General features: G+C 40.8%; 16 protein-coding genes and 1 pseudogene. 15 read left to right on the top strand and 2 right to left on the bottom strand.

Annotated elements, in window-relative coordinates:
* Position 1 precedes the first annotated feature (1 nt).
* The 9 genes from nuoI to ACG9ZB_RS00880 all read left to right on the top strand — a co-directional run bounded on the left by nuoI (position 2) and on the right by ACG9ZB_RS00880 (position 8,357).
* Entirely contained in the window at positions 2–544 is a 543-nt protein-coding gene (gene nuoI / locus ACG9ZB_RS00840) for an NADH-quinone oxidoreductase subunit NuoI (protein ID WP_004651038.1), read from the top strand.
* On the top strand, positions 544–1,062 hold the full coding sequence (gene nuoJ / locus ACG9ZB_RS00845; protein WP_171264408.1) for an NADH-quinone oxidoreductase subunit J: 519 nt from the start codon (positions 544–546) through the stop codon (positions 1,060–1,062). Before nuoI ends, nuoJ begins: the two co-directional genes overlap by 1 nt.
* Positions 1,062–1,370 (top strand): NADH-quinone oxidoreductase subunit NuoK, encoded by a 309-nt coding sequence (gene nuoK, locus ACG9ZB_RS00850; protein WP_004695395.1) that lies wholly within the window; start codon positions 1,062–1,064, stop codon positions 1,368–1,370. The genes nuoJ and nuoK overlap by 1 nt, the downstream gene beginning before the upstream one ends.
* The gene (gene nuoL, locus ACG9ZB_RS00855) at positions 1,367–3,256 is read left to right on the top strand and encodes an NADH-quinone oxidoreductase subunit L (protein ID WP_419323493.1); all 1,890 of its coding nucleotides are present in this window, start codon (positions 1,367–1,369) and stop codon (positions 3,254–3,256) included. The genes nuoK and nuoL overlap by 4 nt, the downstream gene beginning before the upstream one ends.
* A gap of 7 nt (positions 3,257–3,263) precedes the next feature.
* Positions 3,264–4,871, top strand: a complete 1,608-nt coding sequence (nuoM, locus tag ACG9ZB_RS00860) for an NADH-quinone oxidoreductase subunit M (protein WP_171333655.1) — start codon at positions 3,264–3,266, stop codon at positions 4,869–4,871.
* A 3-nt stretch (positions 4,872–4,874) separates the two neighbouring features.
* The gene (nuoN, locus tag ACG9ZB_RS00865; RefSeq protein WP_419323495.1) at positions 4,875–6,371 is read left to right on the top strand and encodes an NADH-quinone oxidoreductase subunit NuoN; all 1,497 of its coding nucleotides are present in this window, start codon (positions 4,875–4,877) and stop codon (positions 6,369–6,371) included.
* A gap of 122 nt (positions 6,372–6,493) precedes the next feature.
* A complete protein-coding gene (upp, locus tag ACG9ZB_RS00870) occupies positions 6,494–7,129 on the top strand; it encodes a uracil phosphoribosyltransferase (RefSeq protein WP_058870138.1) in 636 nt (211 codons plus the stop codon).
* A gap of 81 nt (positions 7,130–7,210) precedes the next feature.
* Positions 7,211–7,504 (top strand): cold shock domain-containing protein, encoded by a 294-nt coding sequence (locus tag ACG9ZB_RS00875; protein WP_419323497.1) that lies wholly within the window; start codon positions 7,211–7,213, stop codon positions 7,502–7,504.
* Between the two features lie 121 nt (positions 7,505–7,625).
* Positions 7,626–8,357, top strand: a complete 732-nt coding sequence (locus ACG9ZB_RS00880) for a cold shock domain-containing protein (protein WP_419323499.1) — start codon at positions 7,626–7,628, stop codon at positions 8,355–8,357.
* Between the two features lie 30 nt (positions 8,358–8,387).
* On the opposite strand, the gene gigC is transcribed toward ACG9ZB_RS00880, so the two are convergent.
* Positions 8,388–9,266: a LysR family transcriptional regulator GigC gene (gigC, locus tag ACG9ZB_RS00885; protein WP_094148759.1), complete on the bottom strand. Its 879-nt coding sequence runs from the start codon at positions 9,264–9,266 to the stop codon at positions 8,388–8,390.
* Positions 9,267–9,351: 85 nt separating this feature from the next.
* Between gigC and ACG9ZB_RS00890 the strand changes: the two genes are divergently transcribed.
* The 6 genes and pseudogenes from ACG9ZB_RS00890 to ACG9ZB_RS00915 all read left to right on the top strand — a co-directional run bounded on the left by ACG9ZB_RS00890 (position 9,352) and on the right by ACG9ZB_RS00915 (position 14,876).
* Entirely contained in the window at positions 9,352–10,113 is a 762-nt protein-coding gene (locus ACG9ZB_RS00890; RefSeq protein WP_058870135.1) for a ferredoxin--NADP reductase, read from the top strand.
* Positions 10,114–10,266: 153 nt separating this feature from the next.
* A complete protein-coding gene (locus ACG9ZB_RS00895) occupies positions 10,267–11,289 on the top strand; it encodes a molecular chaperone DnaJ (protein WP_419323502.1) in 1,023 nt (340 codons plus the stop codon).
* Positions 11,290–11,377: 88 nt separating this feature from the next.
* The gene (locus tag ACG9ZB_RS00900; protein ID WP_419323503.1) at positions 11,378–12,565 is read left to right on the top strand and encodes a molecular chaperone DnaJ; all 1,188 of its coding nucleotides are present in this window, start codon (positions 11,378–11,380) and stop codon (positions 12,563–12,565) included.
* A gap of 64 nt (positions 12,566–12,629) precedes the next feature.
* Positions 12,630–12,746, top strand: a pseudogene (locus ACG9ZB_RS00905) (DUF559 domain-containing protein); the annotation flags it as partial.
* 154 nt (positions 12,747–12,900) lie between these two features.
* Positions 12,901–13,446, top strand: a complete 546-nt coding sequence (locus ACG9ZB_RS00910) for a hypothetical protein (RefSeq protein WP_419323505.1) — start codon at positions 12,901–12,903, stop codon at positions 13,444–13,446.
* Between the two features lie 20 nt (positions 13,447–13,466).
* Positions 13,467–14,876, top strand: a complete 1,410-nt coding sequence (locus tag ACG9ZB_RS00915) for an adenylate/guanylate cyclase domain-containing protein (protein ID WP_419323506.1) — start codon at positions 13,467–13,469, stop codon at positions 14,874–14,876.
* A gap of 72 nt (positions 14,877–14,948) precedes the next feature.
* On the opposite strand, the gene ACG9ZB_RS00920 is transcribed toward ACG9ZB_RS00915, so the two are convergent.
* Positions 14,949–17,843: a valine--tRNA ligase gene (locus ACG9ZB_RS00920; protein ID WP_419323508.1), complete on the bottom strand. Its 2,895-nt coding sequence runs from the start codon at positions 17,841–17,843 to the stop codon at positions 14,949–14,951.
* Between the last annotated feature and the right edge of the window lie 173 nt (positions 17,844–18,016).

The following is an 18,016-nucleotide window of genomic DNA, read 5'->3' on the forward strand; positions in this document are numbered from 1 at the left end:
AATGTATAAAATTCTAGCTGGGTTTGGGTCAATCGTACGTTCACTGTGGATGGTTTTCTCACACGTGACACGTAAACGTGACACCATTCTTTACCCAGAAGTGCCAGCCGAACAAATTGTTCCACCACGTTTCCGGGGTCGTATCGTGTTAACACGTGACCCAGATGGTGAAGAACGTTGTGTTGCGTGTAACTTATGTGCAGTTGCATGTCCTGTTGGCTGTATTTCACTACAAAAAGCAGAAAAGGAAGATGGTCGTTGGTATCCAGAGTTTTTCCGTATTAACTTCTCACGTTGTATTTTCTGCGGTATGTGTGAAGAAGCATGTCCGACGACTGCAATTCAAATGACGCCAGATTTCGAGTTGGGTGAATACGTTCGTCAAGACTTGGTGTATGAGAAAGAAAACTTACTCATTTCAGGTCCTGGTAAATACCCAGACTACAACTTCTACCGCGTAACAGGTATGGCTGTAACTGGAAAAGACAAAGGTCAAGCGCAGCGTGAAAGCGCACCAGTTGATGTACGGAGCTTATTACCATGATGTGGCCATTTTATTTGATGGCACTTGTGGCCATTGTTTCTACGATTCGTGTTGTGACCAACGCGAATCCTGTACACGCTTTATTAAGCTTGATCGTGTCACTTCTTGCGGTTGCAGGTATGTTTATGATCGTGGGTGCGCCATTTGCTGGTGCGCTTGAGATCATCGTCTATGCAGGCGCGATCATGGTGTTATTCGTATTCGTAGTGATGATGTTAAACCTTGGTCAACACACCGTTGAACAAGAACGTAAATGGTTAACATCGTCTGCTTGGGCATATCCAGCACTCATGAGCTTCTTAATGGGCTTGGTGTTGGTGTGGATGCTCGGCTCTGACTACACAGTGGCTGGGCCTGCTATGGGTACCGAAGTTGTGGGTCCAAAAGTCGTTGGCCAAGCACTCTTTACTCACTATTTATTATTGGTTGAAGTTGCTGCCATGTTATTGCTTGCTGCGTTGGTTGCAGCATTCCATCTTGGCAAACGTGAACCAGGTGCAGAAGAGGACAAACAATAATGGGCAACATTCCTTTAGAACATGGTTTGATTGTTGCAACCATTCTTTTTGCACTGGGTTTTTACGGTGTGATGGTGCGACGCAATCTATTATTTATGTTAATGAGCCTTGAAATCATGATGAACGCAGCTGCGCTTGCGTTTGTTTTGGCTGGTAGTGCATGGGTACAACCAGATGGTCAGATCATGTTTATCCTGATCTTGACACTTGCTGCGGCAGAGGCTTGTATTGGTCTTGCGATCGTCCTTCAGTTCTACCATCGCTTCCATCACTTGGATGTGGATGCTGCTAGTGAGATGCGCGGATGAGTTTTTTATATTTAACAGTATTATTCCCGCTCATTGGTTTTGTCCTTTTAGCGGCAGGTCGCAACAAGCTTCCTGAAAATGTCGCTGCCATTATTGGTGTGGGGGCGGTTGGCCTTTCTGCATTGGTTGCTTTGATCGCTGGTCTAGACTTTGTTAATAATGGCAAAGTAACTTATGTCCAACATCTTTGGACATGGTTCAATGTAGGCAATCTAAGCCCAGGCATTAGCTTACATCTTGACGGTTTATCACTGCTCATGATGGGTATGGTGACAGGTGTGGGTTTCTTAATTCACATCTTTGCATCATGGTATATGCGTGGTGAAGAAGACTTCGCGCGTTTCTTCTCTTATTTCAACCTGTTCGTTGCTAGCATGTTGCTGCTCGTATTAGGCGATAACTTAGTGTTATTGTTCTTAGGTTGGGAAGGCGTAGGTCTATGCTCTTACTTGTTGATTGGTTACTACTACCAAAACCCTGCAAATGGTTTTGCAGCAATTAAAGCATTTACCGTAACACGTGTCGGTGACGTTTTCTTACTGATCGCTTTGTTCTTAATTTACCAACAGTTTAGTACTTTAAACATTGCGGAAGTGGTTGCAGCTGCACCAACAGTGATGACACAAAGTTCATCTTTAACCATTTGGACAGCACTCATGTTGTTCTTGGGTGCAGCAGGTAAATCTGCACAGATCCCATTACAAACATGGTTGGCCGATGCAATGGCAGGTCCTACACCTGTATCTGCATTGATCCACGCTGCAACGATGGTAACCGCAGGTGTTTACCTGTGCTGCCGTATGTACACCGTATTTGAAATGGCACCTGAAGTGATGATGTTTATCTCAATCACAGGTGCGGTAACGCTGTTAGTGGCTGGTTTTGCTGCATTGGTTCAAACCGACATCAAACGTATTTTGGCTTACTCAACGATGAGTCAGCTGGGTTATATGTTTATGGCTGTGGGTGCTGAAGCCTATCAAGCAGGCTTGTTCCACATGCTGACTCACGCATTCTTCAAGGCATTGTTGTTCTTGTCTTCAGGTGCAGTGATTTTGGCTTACCACCACGAACAAAACATCTTCAAGATGGGCGGTTTGTTCTACAAGAACAAATTCCTATTTGCTTGTTTCGCCATTGGTGGCGGTGCATTGGCAGCGATTCCATTCATTACAGTCGGCTTCTTCTCGAAAGATGCGATCTTGGGTGCAGTTTGGGTGCAAGGTGAATCAATCGCAGTATATAACTCATTGTATTGGGTGGGTGTAGCAGGTGCTTTCTTAACCTCGATTTATACATTCCGTCTCATTTGGGTTGTGTTCTTTGGTAAAGAAAATACACGGTATCATGCGATTAAAGGCATTACATTCTGGGGACCTTTGGCGATTCTTGCTGTACTTTCAACTTTCGTCGGTGCGGCACTTAAAGCACCTGTGGAAAGCATTTTAAATGCAGCAAAAATTCCAGCATTTGTGATTCCTGAAGCTTTAGAACATGGTATGCACAGCGCAGAATATACTGCTGTGGGTATTGCATTGATTGGTTTAGTGATTGGTGTGGTCTTGTTTGCGTTTGCTTATAGCGCAGTGAAAGGCTTTGCTAAAACGTCATTGGGTGCAGGTCTTGCAAACATTTGCCGTAATGCACTAGGCTTCGATGCGCTTTATGACATCGTTTTTGTGAAACCATATTTGCTTATTGCGAAGATTCTAGGTCGTGATCCAATTGATCGTTTGTGGTTAGTCTTGCCTGCACTTGTAAAAGGTGGTCATAGCTTCACAAGTTCACGTCAAACGGGTTCATTGCGTGATTACGCATCAAGCATGGCATTAGGTATCTTTGTATTACTAATGGTCTTGATCGTAACTCAGATCGTGGGGAAATAAGATGGAAATCACAAACAACTGGATTCTACCCGCGCTGATCTTAGTTCCGTTCATTGCAGGTTTTATTTGTTGGTTAGTCGACAAACTCGACGACAAACTGCCGCGTTATATTGCGCTGATTGGTATGCTCATTACTTTGGGCTTAACATTTGCGTTGTGGCAAACAGGTACATTTAACTACGAACTTGGCGCGAAAGTGCCATCGTGGTCTGCTGAATTCATGTTGCCATGGATTCAAACTTTAGGCATTAACATCCATTTAGCGGTGGATGGCCTATCTCTATTAATGGTGGGCTTAACGGCACTTTTAGGTGTGTTGGCTGTCGGCTGTTCTTGGGGTGAAATTCAAAAGAATGTTGGTTTCTTCCACTTAAACCTTTTATGGTCTTTGGGTGGTGTGATCGGTGTATTCTTAGCGATTGACATGTTCTTGTTCTTCTTCTTCTGGGAGATGATGCTTGTACCTATCTACTTCTTGATCGCGCTTTGGGGTCATAAAGGGGCAGAAGGTAAATCACGTGTTTACGCTGCAACCAAATTCTTTATCTATACGCAAGTCGCTGGTCTTATTATGTTGATCGGTATCCTAGGCCTAGTGGTTTATGGTTACATGATGACAGGTATGATCGGTTTTGATTACAACTACTTATTAGCTGTAGCCAACACTTTAGACAAAGAATTACCTACCGTTGCTTATGCATTCATGCTGTGTTTATTTGTCGGTTTTGCGGTAAAACTTCCAGTTTTCCCATTACACGGCTGGTTACCAGATGCGCATGCACAAGCACCTACAGCAGGTTCGGTTGACCTTGCAGGTATCTTAATTAAGACCGCTGCATATGGTTTACTACGTTTTGTGATTCCATTCTTCCCAGCGGCTTCTGCACAGTTTGCAGACATCGCGATCATTTTCGGTTTAATTGGTATCTTCTACGGTGCTTGGTGTGCTTTCCAGCAAACCGATATGAAACGTTTACTTGCGTATACGTCAATTTCACACATGGGCTTTGTTTTACTTGCGATTTACGCAGGTAACATCTTAACCTTCCAAGGTTTGATGATCATGATGTTGGCACATGGCCTATCATCTGCTGCATTGTTCATTATGTGTGGTCAAGTGTACGAGCGTGTTCATACACGTGATATGCGTTTAATGGGTGGTATGCGTGGTCAGTTCCCATATCTTGCATTCTTCCTCATGTTCTTCGTGGCGGCGCTTGTAGGTATTCCGGGTCTAGGTAACTTTATTGGTGAGTTCCTGATCTTGATGGGTTCTTATGCAAAATTCCCAGTGTTTACTATTCTTGCAGCTGTAAGCTTAGTATTTGCGGGTCTTTATGGCTTGATTCTGATCCACAAAGCATTGTTTGGTACGCCAAACGAAGAACAACAGCAGCACTACAACAATCCATTGAAAGATTTAAATGCGCGTGAAGTAGTGATCTTGTTAATCTGTGCTTTCGGTCTGTTATGGCTTGGTTTGTACCCACAAAGCTTCCTTGATATTTCAAATTCAAGCATGGCGTGGTTAGCGAACAGCTACATTCCTGTACAAGAAGTCGTTGACGTTGCTGGTCAAGCAACTGTTCAACTCGAAAATGTGGAGATGCAATAAGTCATGAACTTCACAATGTCATTTTCTGAGCTTATGCCTTTAGCTCCTGTGATGATCGTTGCTTTAACAACGATTGTCGTGATGATTCTTACTGCAATTAAGCGTAACCATAACTTAATTGCGACAGCATCAGTGGTGGGCTTAAACCTTGCAGCAGCATATGTACTATTCACAATGTTCGGTGGTGCTTTTAAATCTGCGAACGTGATGGGTATGTTCATGGTGGATGCGTTCACCTTGCTGTACCAAGTAATTATTCTAATTGCTGCTTTGGCATGCTGTACTCTGTCGCATGCCTATATCGAAAGCTATAAAGATAACCGTGAAGAACTGTATATCTTAATGTTGTCATCAGTGACTGGTGCAATGTTAATGGTGGCAAGCTCTCACTATGCATCGTTCTTCATTAGCCTTGAGTTGATGTCGATTCCTGTATATGGCTTATTGGCGTATACACACCAGCGCTCTAAGTCTTTAGAAGCGGGTGTGAAGTACTTGGTGCTTTCAGCAACAGCTTCAGCAATGTTGTTGATGGGTATGGCTTACATTTACGCGTACACAGGTTCAATGTCGTTCTATGACAATGTTCAAGCGTTAATGCAAAACATCCAGCAACCGATGGTGCTTTTAGGTTTAGGCCTGATTGTTTTTGCTGTGGCATTTAAACTGTCTTTAGCGCCATTCCACAAATGGACACCAGACGTTTATGCAGGTGCACCAACACCGATGGCAACTTTCCTTGCAACGGCTGCAAAAGTCGCAACAATTGGCTTGTTTGTACGTTACATCTTAACTTCAGGTGCGATCCTAGTTGACTCTATCATCACGATTTTAACTGTGATTGCAGTCTTATCAATCTTGGTGGGTAACTTCCTTGCAGTGAAACAAGTGAACTTGAAACGTATCTTGGCATACTCTTCAATTGCGCACTTTGGTTACTTGTTGATTGGTTTAATCAGCATGACTTATGCAAGCCTTGGTAATGTATCGGTCTATGTAATCACTTATGTGTTAACTACGATTGGTGCGTTCGGTGCAGTTGCATTGATGTCTAGTCCATACAACAACGTAGACGAAGCAGAAAGTCTAGCGGACTACCGTGGTCTATTCTGGCGTCGTCCAGTGTTGACTGCCGTATTAACCGTGATGATGCTATCGCTTGCAGGTATTCCATTGACAGCGGGCTTCATTGGTAAGTTCCTTGTAGTCATGGCTGCGGTAACGACTCAGCACTGGTTCCTTGCTGCGATGATCATCGTTGGTTCTGGTATTGGTCTGTACTACTACCTCCGTGTGATGGTTGTTATGTACATGACACCACCAGATGCACCTCGTGCAGATGCTGTGGATCATTGGGGTCAAAAAGTGGGTGGTATTATGGTGCTTTTAGCTGCGGCAGCAGTGCTTGTGATTGGTATCTATCCAGATCCAATTATCAAGTTAGCACTTCAGTCAGAGATCTTATCTCCAATCCACTTTATGCTTTCTCAACAGCACTAATTTTTAAAAACGTTTCGTTTTAACAAAAAAGCCTCCATCAATTGGGGGCTTTTTTGTTTTTATCGCACGATAAAAAGCTTTATAATGTAAGGAATTTTATTTTACCTTTTAGGTGCTCTCCCGTGGCTATCCATGAAATTCGTCATCCACTGATTCGTCATAAGCTTGGTCTTCTTCGTCGTGCAGATATCAGCACGAAAAACTTCCGTGAGCTGGCTCAAGAAGTGACCATGCTGTTGACCTATGAAGCGACCAAAGATTTGCCTGTTTGCGACCATGAAATTGATGGTTGGAATGGTAAAGTAACGGTAGATCGCATTGTGGGTAAAAAAATCACGGTTGTGCCAATTTTACGTGCGGGTATTGGTATGTTGGATGGTTTTTTAAACCTGATCCCAAGTGCCAAAGTGTCTGTACTGGGTTTAGAGCGTGATGAAGAAACGCTTGAAGCACGTACTTATTACAAAAAATTAGTTCCAGATGTACAAAACCGTTTAGCGATGATCATCGACCCAATGCTTGCAACGGGTTCTTCATTGGTTGCTGCGATTGATGTATTGAAAGCAAGTGGCTGTAAAGACATTCGTGTGATGGTGTTGGTTGCGGCGCCTGAAGGCATTAAACGTGTTTTGGATGCGCACCCAGATGTCACTATTTTCACGGCTTCAATTGACCAAGGCTTAAATGCCAATGGTTATATTGTGCCGGGTCTAGGCGATGCGGGCGACAAAATCTTTGGTTCAGTTCAAAAAGATTAAGATTAAGCCCCAGCAAAAAGAGGCTTTTATAGCCTCTTTTTTATATACTACAACAAAGCGTGTACATATTAGGATCTGTTTATGAAGGCCGAGCAATATCAAGGTAAAGTTAAGCAATATAACGCTGACAAAGGTTTTGGCTTTATTTCCTCACCTGAAGGTGACGTATTTTTTCATATCTCGGATTTTCCTGCAGACTCAGGTGAGCCGAAACGCAATGAACGTGTGAAGTTTAATGTGGTTGAAAATGGCGATCGCTATAAAGCGATTAAAATTGAGCGGGTTGAAGACAACTCTCCCAAAGCCAAGAAGTCGAGAGTCTCAAGCCATAATAAATCGATCACCACAGATTTATTATCTAATTTTCGACGCTGAGTCAGCGTTGATTCAGAGTTCAATCCTACAAAGATTAATCTTTGCATTTTGAAGCAAAGAGGATTTTTAGCCTCTTTTTTATTGATTACAATACGAAAAATACAATTAAATAGAGCAAATTATGTTTCTGAAAGGGAAAATCAAAAGCTTTAGTACCTCACGTGGTTTTGGTTTCATTGAGGTGGAAGGGGATATTGATGATGTGTTTTTTCATATCAAAGATTTGCCACACAACAATATTGAACCCAAGCTTGGTGAGGCACTTCAGTTTATGATTGTAGAAGACCAAGGCAAGTTTAAGGCTGGCAATATCCAGCGGCTTGGTCTGACCTCAGAAAGCAAAGCAATGACACCATCAAATAAGAAAAAAACGCGTACCCAAGCCTCACCACGGTACCATGAGGCAGGGCATAAAAGTACCATCATCACCGTGATTGGGATCATTATCGTCGCGGTATTGGGCTTTTTGACCTATGGGAAATATCAAAGTTATAGTGTAGAAAAACAGCGTAAAGCTGAACAGTTGATGCTCGAGCAACAACAGATTGTAGAAGAACAGCGTAAAGCTCTAGGAAAGTTACCCGATCAAATCCTTTCTGAGCAAGGGAAGCGTAATTTAGATGTAGGTCTGCATCAGACCAATCAGCCGCGCTCTGAACGCGTAACGGAAAGTATTGATAAACAAAATGGTCGTTTACCTGTCAGCACTGGACAGTTTAAGTGCGATGGACGAACCCATTGCTCTCAAATGCGTTCTTATGAAGAAGCGCTATACTTTTTAAGGAACTGTCCAAATACTAAAATGGATGGCAACAATGATGGTGAGCCTTGTGAGCGCCAATTTGGGAAATAAAAAAAGCACCCTCGGGTGCTTTTTACTTACTTATTTTTCGCAGAATTTCATAAAGGCTTTGAGTCCTGGGCCTTGGTACTTCTGACGATGCACCAACATGAACAGTGGACGCGTGAGAGACCAAAACGGCGTGTCAAGCACTACCAACTGGCCTTTTTCGCGCAAAGGCTCTGTTGCCAGTTTTGAAATACATGACATCCCTAAACCACCCGCCACGATTTTTAAAATCGCTTCATTATGACCCAAGGTCAGACGTATATTGGCATCAGGCAAGTCTTTCAAAATAGCATTATCAAACACTTCACGCGTACCTGAACCTTCTTCACGCAAGATCCATTCGACCGATTTAAAGTCATCAGGGGTTAATGTGCGATTTAACTGAGCCAAAGGATGGTCTGGTGCACAGCAGACCGCTAATTCATCATCACGCCAGTGAATGCACTGGAGCTGTGGCAAGTGACAAGAGCCTTCAATCAGGGCCAAATCTAGTTGGAACTGATTCACCGCCTCAATCATTTGGCGAGTGTTGCCAACTTGCAGCTGTAAATGAGCCTGAGGCTGAATTTGTAAAAAGTCAGCCATCAGGTCAGGCATGAGGTAGTCACTGATGGTCAGGGTTGCACCTAAACGTAAATCAATGCTTTGTAATTCACCTTTAGCGGCTTGCTCGAAAGCATCACAGCGACCCAAAATTTCTAAAGCTTGTGGCAGTAGGAAACGACCCAAATCATTGAGTTGAAGACGCTTACCTAGACGGTCAAACAGAGGAGCCCCCAAACCGTCTTCTAGATCTGCTAAAGCCATACTCGCAGCACTCTGGGTGAGTCGAACCGCATCACTGGCTTTGGTTACTGTGCCTTCTTGAGCAACTGCTACAAAAACCGCCAACTGGCGTAAAGTCATGCGCATGAATATAGCCTTAACATTTAAAAAATATTAACAAATTATGTGGTCATGCTAACATGAGCAACGTCTTTGATGCCACGCTGAAATCATGTCAATTGAAAAATTTAGCCTAGAAAAGGTTTTATCCGTACACCGTTGGACCAATACACTTTTTAGCTTCACCATGACGCGACCTGCACATTTTAAGTTTACCGCAGGACAATTTGCCCGTATTGGCATCAAAGTGGGTGATGAATTGGTGGTTCGAGCGTATTCGGTGGTGTCCTCTCCCTTTGATGAAACTTTAGAGTTTTTCTCGATTGTGGTGCCTGAAGGTGCATTCACCTCAAATTTACAACATTTAAAAGTTAATGATGAGATCTATCTCGAAAAGATCCCGTATGGCTTTTTGACTTTGGCGCGTTATCAGTTGCCGTTACCAAAAGATTTATGGTTACTGGGCACGGGCACAGGACTTGCACCTTTTATTTCGATGTTACAGGACTTTGAGACGTGGTCGAAGTACGAGAGCATTACACTGGTGTATAGCGTACGCACAGCCTCTGAACTGGCCTATGCAACACGTATTCAGGAAATTGCAGAGACTTTTGGTGAGGGGCATACGGGCTTTAAATTTGTGCCGATTATTACCCGTGATCCGCATGCGCCACTGCATGACCGCTTACCTGTACTGATTGAAAATGGTGACTTGGAAAAAGCAGTTGGTTTAAGTCTAAACCCTGAAACCAGCCATGTGATGCTGTGTGGTAATCCGCAAATGGTTGAAGACACCAAAGAAGCCCTGAAAGCACGTGGCCTGACCATGAACCGCCGTGGTGAAGGAAATATTGCGGTCGAAAACTATTGGTAAAGCTATTTCGCTAAATAAAATGCTCATCGAATGATGGGCTTTTTTATTTAAAATTTGAATCACTCAGATTTAAACTTGGTTTAAAGAGAGAGATCACTGCTTGTGGACTCAGATCGCGTTATAATTTCTTTTTTGTACTGGGTTGGATGGGTTATGTCTTCAGCGTTAAAAACGACGGCTCAGCCAGAGGCGAGGCTTAGCCCGCAGCAGAAAAAATTAAATCGCTTAATTGACCAGATTGAACAACAAAAACAAGAACTGGCGACATGGAAAAATGCGCAAGCCGATATTCAAAACTATACGCGCAGTAAGCTTTTAGCTGTTTATAGCGAGTTACATACGGTGTTATTTGTACAGCTCGAAACCCTGTGGAATCACTTAGCTAGCGATGCCTTTAGCAAAGTTGATCTGGCGCATATTGACACCAAAATAGCCGCTTTAGCCAAGATGCTAAAAAAATCACAGATGCTAACTTCAGCGCAGAAAGAGCAAGTAGAGAAAATTGATACTTTCTATATGCAGCATGCAGAGCATATACGTGCGAAGAAAGCCAAAGCAAACTCAATACAAAGTCATGAGCTTGCTGAAACGGTAGAACAAAACGTGGATGTGGACTGGGAAAATTATGAATACGATTCTGCTCAGTATGAAGCAGAGCGAGAACGTGCCAAGCTGTTAAAACAACAAGAAAAACGTGAGCAAGCAGCCAAAATGGCAGCACAGTCACTGAAAACCGTGTATTTAAAAATTGCTGCAATGATTCACCCTGACCGTGAACCTGATGAAGAGAAGAAATTAGAAAAAACTGAACTTTTGCAGAAGGTCAATGATGCTTATGCAGCGCAGGATTTATTTTATTTACTGAAACTCCAGTTACAGCTAGAGACTAATAAAGGCTTAAGCTCAAAAGCTTTAAGTTCTGAGCAAGTGAAGTTTTACCAGTTGGCTTTGGAAGCGCAGAGTCAGAGTTTACAAGGTCAATTAGATGAGATCTTTGCGTCTTTTCACTTGAGTAGTCATATCAATACCAAACAGCTCAAAATGAGTGATGTGTATAAGGTCATAGATCAGGATGCTACCGAGTTAAAACAGCAGTTGAAGTGGGAAAAGGAACGTTTAAAGCATATGAAAAAGGTGAGTGGGATGAAGATCTTGATGGAGCATGGGGTTCTATGAGATAAGATTTTACTTTTTAAACAAATAGTCGTAGGCATGCTTTCTGTTAAAATATTGAGTCAAATCGCATTTGTATTGAAATAAAGTCATGAGCATTTTAGATTTAAGTTTGTATCAAGAAACTGAAAATTTATCTCCACAACAAAAAAAGTTTAATCGTCAGATTCAAAAAATTGAGAAATTACAACTCTCTTTGGTTGAGTGGCAACAAGCACAACAAAAAGTACAGGAGGATGCAAGTGTTGAACTCTTGCCATTATATGCCCAATGGCACCAAGTTTTATTTAGTCAACTAGAGGTACTTTGGCAATATAAACAATCGCATAAATTTGCTAAAACCCATTTAGAGCGTTTAGATGAAAAAATCTCAATTTTAGTGAGTCAACTGTTAGATAATCCCAATCTGTCTGAAGAGCAACATGCATTGACCATCGTAATTGCTCAATTTTATAAAATTTTAGAAGACCGTGATCATTTGCTTACCTCACAAGTAGAGAATACAGAAGATGATTTTCATTCAGAGCATGATGTTGATGAAATGATGCAAAAACAAGTGATGAAAGAAATTTTTGCAGATCAATTAGGTGTGTCTGAGGACTGGATTGACTTTGATTTTGATCTCGAAAATCTTGAAGAGTTTATGCAAAAAGTAAAAGAAAAGTTTGATCGAGAGGAAGCTGATTTCATTCAAAATCAACTTAATGATCATGAACGTGAGGCATATCAAAAGTTTGCAGAAAAAGAAAAAAAGAAAATTTTAAAGAAGCAAATGCAACTTGAAGATGCAAAAAAAATGGCAGGGCAGTCATTAAAAAGCATTTATTTAAAAATTGCCTCTATGATCCATCCTGACCGTGAACGAGACGAGCAAAAACGTATAGAGAAAACTGAGCTTTTGCAGCAAGCAAATACTGCACTTGAAGAAAAAGATTTACTTACGCTGTTAAAGTTACGTGCTTATACAGAACAAGGTGGTCAAAAACAAGCAGTTAAAATCGCAAATGAACATTTGAAATCTTATAATCTATTGCTAGAAGATCAAATTGAGCAATTGCAAATTGAGTTAGATCACATTATTTACTCATTTGATTGGGAAAGCTCTGGTTTTTACAAACAGCGTTTTAAACCTGTTGATTTGACAAAAAAATATCAACACGATTTAGCAGATATTCAAGCAAAACTGTTAAGAGATGAAAAGCGTTTAAATGATTATAAGGATTTTGATTACTTAAAAATTTTACTGAAAAGCAGAGCATTTAGTTGGTCATTTGAGTAATTTTTAGCATTGATTGTCATTCCAAGCATCGTCATTTTGACGATGCTTTTTTTTAACCTGCTGATTATTTGCCTTCGCCAAATCCATGCGCCACACCGCTACTGATGCAGAACACCTCATGTGGCAAATACTTCGCGTCAAGCGTTTTATGAATCTTAAATTTCGTCGTCAGTATGTGATTTTAAATATTAATTCATATCCATTATTTTAGGAGATTGACTTATAATTATGCTAAATTAAAAGGCGTGAGAAATTTATTTAAGTTTTTGAATACTAAAACCTTTTTTTAATTGAAATGTGTTCAAATTTATATGATAACTAAGTTGGGGTGGGCGATGGATAAAATTGAATTTTACTTTAAAGTATTAGCGAGATATGACCTTTATGTACAACTTGCTAATACGAAGGCTTCAAACCAAATAACATTCTTATCAAGTATTTTAGTTGCTATAACTGCTCTGGTTGGTTGGGGAATTACCTTTACTAACATGGATATTTTAGGCTGTATGATTATAGTTTTATATGGGGTTTTTTTATACTGCTGCGGTGAGTGGTATATGCATTGTATGAATGTAATACAACCAAACAGGAAAAGAAGCAAAAGTGATAGTAATAGTGATGTGAAAATTAATGAAGATGAACTTTCAACTATTTTTTATAGTGACGTGGCAAAATTCAAAGATTTACAAAGCATCAAAGACAAGGTTGAGGCAAAAGATGAACAGAGTCATTTAGATGATCTAATTAATCAAGTTTATATAATGGCGAGTGTTACCGAAAAAAAATTTGATGATTATCAAAAAATTCAACCTTGGTTGATAAGTGCAGTTGTAATAAGCATATTCATTCTTTTGTTAACGTGTATATCTAAGATCAATTAAATAATATTAGAGTCTAAAAGATGAGTTTTAAATTTTCAAAAAATGATTTTGATAACTATGTAAATCAAGGGATTAAGAAGAAAGCCCTAATTCTGGACTCTATCAAAGGTGAATCAGCTATTGGCTTAGATTCACAGTATAAGAGTACAGGCAGGCTGAGTGAAAGTAATGAAGGGCTAGTTTTGACAATTAACGAGCCTCAGCAATATCAGTTACAATCACAAATTAGAGAGGCATTTGGCCGTTCTAACACTATAAATACAAGAGGGATTGCTGACCATCAAGATTTTAGCGAGCTAATACATGGTGGTCAGATGAACCACTTTATTACAACAATATTTGTTGATATTAAAGGTTCAACAAGTTTGTCATTGAAATATCCTGATGATCTAGAATTTATATATAAGTTTAAGAATGCTGTAATTAAGAGTTGTATTGAAGTTATTCATGCCTTTGATGGGTGCGTACATCGAATTATGGGTGATGCAGTATTAGGTTTTTTTGGGTCATCAGAGATTGATAGACCTCAATCGATTTTGGACTGCTTGAATGCTGCTGCCATGCTTACAGTAGTATTAGAGCATACAATTAAGCCATGGCTTCAAGAACAAAAAAGTGATTTTAATGTTCTAGATTTCGGTTTTCGAGTTGGTTGTAATTTCGGTAATGATGATGAAGTTTTATGGGGTAACTATGGCTTTGGTCAAATTGGAGAGATTTCCCCTACTGGATTACCTGTTGATCTTGCGGCTAAATTACAGAGTTTAGCGAGCAAAAATCAAATTATGATGGGACAAGGATTATTAGAGTTTTTTAACTTTCCGAATGATTTCTGTAAGATTAAAACAGTAATTAGGAATGGAGAAACTATTGAAAAAGAGTTTATTTATCCTAATTATAAGAAAGCTGATGGTACTGATTTGAATTATATTATGAGATCGTTAAAAACACATAAATATATATTAGGATTGCCATTGCCACTTGATTTAAAACAAATGATATCAGTAAATGTTAATGCTGATGAAAAAGTAATACCTAATATTAATTTTAAATTAAAAGCAGAAGTAACAAATCCTAACGGAAATATTGAAAATTATTATTCTAATTCTAGAGTAATTAGAAAAGATTCAAAGATTAAAGCTATATTAAGTAGTGAAAATATTAGATTACTTCAGAGATATAAAGTTATTTTCTATAAGAAAAATCATTCAGGATTTAATGATGAAGAGATTTTAAAAACGTATCTTCAAGAAGAAATAGACGATAATGATATTGATGTTGGACAAGCTCAAAGTATTTCAACTTTTTTTAAAGTTGGAGAGTTCCAACGAGATTGTAATTTCAAAGGTTTACACTATATTAAGTGTGAAGTAAAGGATACTAGTGGTAGTGTAATATTTAGAGATTATATTTACGTACCAATTGAATAGTAAAATCTTATAAATTGTATTATATCAAAATCCCCTCACTAAGAGGGGATTTTTTTGAATCGAATTACAGCATTAAAGCGCCGCAATTTGCTCCATATTCGCTTTAATCTTCGCTAATTGGTCAGCAAACTCAGCCAATTTCGCTTTTTCACCTTCAACGACAGCCGCAGGTGCTTTCGCCACAAAACCTTCATTACCAAGCTTAGTCGCAATTTGGTCATGCTGCTTTTGTACTTTGTCTAAGTCTTTTTGTAGGCGACCAAGTTCCGCTTTCGGGTCAATTAAACCTTTCATTGGAACAAATACAGACACGTGACCCACAACAGATGAAGATGACAATGGTGGTTGTTCGCCCTCAGCAAGGAAAGTAATGCTTTCAACTTTCGCCAATGCTTTAAACAATGGTTCAATACGTGCAATCTGTGCTTTTTCTGCTTCAGTGGTATTTTGCAGAAGAACAGGCAATAAGCGAGCATTACCTAGACCCATCTCACCACGAATATTACGCACCGCACCAATCAAACCTTGTAGCCATTGCATATCTGCTTCGGCTTGTTCGTTGATTTTGGCTTCATCTGCAACAGGGTAGTTTGCCAACATAATGCTTTCGCCACCCAAGCCAATCATTGGCGCAAGGGTTTGCCAAATTTCTTCAGTCAAGTACGGCATGATTGGGTGAGCAAGACGTAAAGAAGCTTCCATCACCGCAAGCAATACACGACGTACTTCGGCTTTGCGTTCTTCAGAAACAGACTCATCATTCAGAACAGGTTTGGTTAGCTCTACATACCAGTCGCAGTATTCATTCCAAATAAAGTCATAAATCGCTTGCGCAGCCAAGTCTAAACGATACGTTGCAAAGGCTTGATGAACAGCTTGCTCTGCCTTTTGTAAACGGCTCACGATCCACTGTTCAGGCAATTCCCAAAGGTCTTGACGTGCCTCTTGACCAACCGTTTGACCTTCAACATTCATCAATACAAAACGAGTTGCATTCCAAATTTTGTTGGCAAAGTTACGATAACCTTCCACACGTTTCATATCAAACTTGATGTCACGACCTGTATTTGCCAATGCACAGAAGGTAAAACGAACAGCGTCTGTACCGTAAGCCTGAATCCCTTCTGGGAATTCTTTGCGGGTCGATTTTTCAATTTTTGCCGCTTGTTTCGGGTTCATCAAACCCGTCGTACGTTTTTGCACTAAAGTTTCAAGATCTACACCATCAATCAAGTCTAATGGGTCAAGTACGTTGCCCTTAGACTTCGACATTTTTTGACCTTCGCTGTCACGAACTAAACCATGTACATACACAGTTTTAAACGGAACTTGAGGCGTGCCATCTTCATTTTTCATGAAGTGCATGGTCAGCATGATCATACGCGCCACCCAGAAGAAGATGATGTCAAAACCAGTGACCAATACATCTGTTGGATGGAAGGTGTTTAAGAAGTAGTTGGCTTTGTCTTTTTCAGCATCGCCTGTCCAGCCTAAAGTTGAGAATGTCCACAGACCTGATGAGAACCATGTATCGAGTACGTCTTCGTCTTGGTTCAATTCAACGTCAGCGGGAATGTTGTTTTTCGCACGAACTTCTGCTTCGTCACGACCAACGAATACGTTACCTTCAGCATCGTACCAAGCAGGGATACGGTGACCCCACCACAATTGACGCGAGATACACCAGTCCTGAATGTTGTTCATCCACGCCATATACATATTGCTGTATTGTTCAGGCACGAACTTGATGCGACCATCTTTCACTGCTTCAATTGCAGGCTGCGCCAACGGTGCAATTTTGACATACCATTGGTCGGTCAATAATGGCTCAACAATCACGCCCGAACGGTCACCGCGAGGTGGTTTTAGCGTGTACGGTTGGATCTGATCTAACCAGCCTTCAGCTTCCGCTTGCTCAACCAGTTTCTTACGTGCTTCAAAACGCTCTAAACCGATGTAATCTGCAGGTGCAGGAATGGTTTTAGAAATTTGTTCACCGGCTTTTTGGATATATTCAAACTCAGCCAGAACTTCGGCATTTTTGTTGAAGATGTTGATGATTGGCAATTCGCAGCGTTTGCCCACTTCATAGTCATTGAAGTCGTGGGCAGGGGTAATTTTCACACAGCCTGTACCGAATTCTTTATCGACATATTCATCTTTTACGATTGGAACCGCACGACCAGTAATGGGCAGGATGATGTTTTGACCAACAAGGTGCGAATAACGCTCATCATCTAGCGCAACCGCAACCGCTGTATCACCTAACAATGTTTCAGGACGAGTGGTTGCCACCACAATATGATCTTTACCATCGTGTGTGCGAAGCGATTTATCTTCAAAGAAATATTTGAAGTGCCAGAGTGAACCTTGTTCTTCTTTATCAGACTCAACTTCTAGGTCAGATAGAGCTGTTTGTAATTTTGGATCCCAGTTTACGAGGCGTTTACCACGGTAAATTAAACCTTCTTCATGCAGTTTAACAAAAACCTCTTTAACTGCATTCGATAAGCCTTCATCCATGGTGAAGCGTTCACGTGACCAATCTACTGAAGAACCTAAACGACGGATTTGACGGGTAATGTTACCACCAGATTGTTCTTTCCATTCCCAGACTTTTTCGATGAATTTTTCACGACCCAAGTCATGACGGCAGACACCTTGGGCACCCAATTGACGTTCAACCACCATTTGCGTGGCAATACCTGCATGGTCTGTACCCGGTTGCCATAAGGTGTTTTTACCTGACATACGGTTAAAGCGTGTAAGGGCATCCATAATAGCGTTGTTAAAACCATGACCCATGTGCAAACTACCTGTGACGTTTGGCGGCGGAATCATGATACAGAATGATTCGCCTTTTTCTGACGGCTTAAAGTAGCCATTTTCTTCCCAAGTCTTGTACCATTTTTTCTCGATCTCGGTAGGATCGTAGGTTGTAGCAATATTTTGCGCTGAATCAGTCATAGTTCAAACAGTTCAAAAGTAGATAAAAAATTGCATCTATTGTAGCAAAGAAATCGTAAATGGGGGCATGTAAAGCAAATGCGTTGATCTAGCAATTGCGACATGAAGCAGAGCGCTTTATGATGTGTCTAAACCTAGAGTGCGCAGTGTTCGCAGTAAAAATCAAAAAAAGG

It is taken from the genome of Acinetobacter johnsonii, assembly GCF_048551975.1.
GTDB lineage: Bacteria > Pseudomonadota > Gammaproteobacteria > Pseudomonadales > Moraxellaceae > Acinetobacter > Acinetobacter johnsonii_A.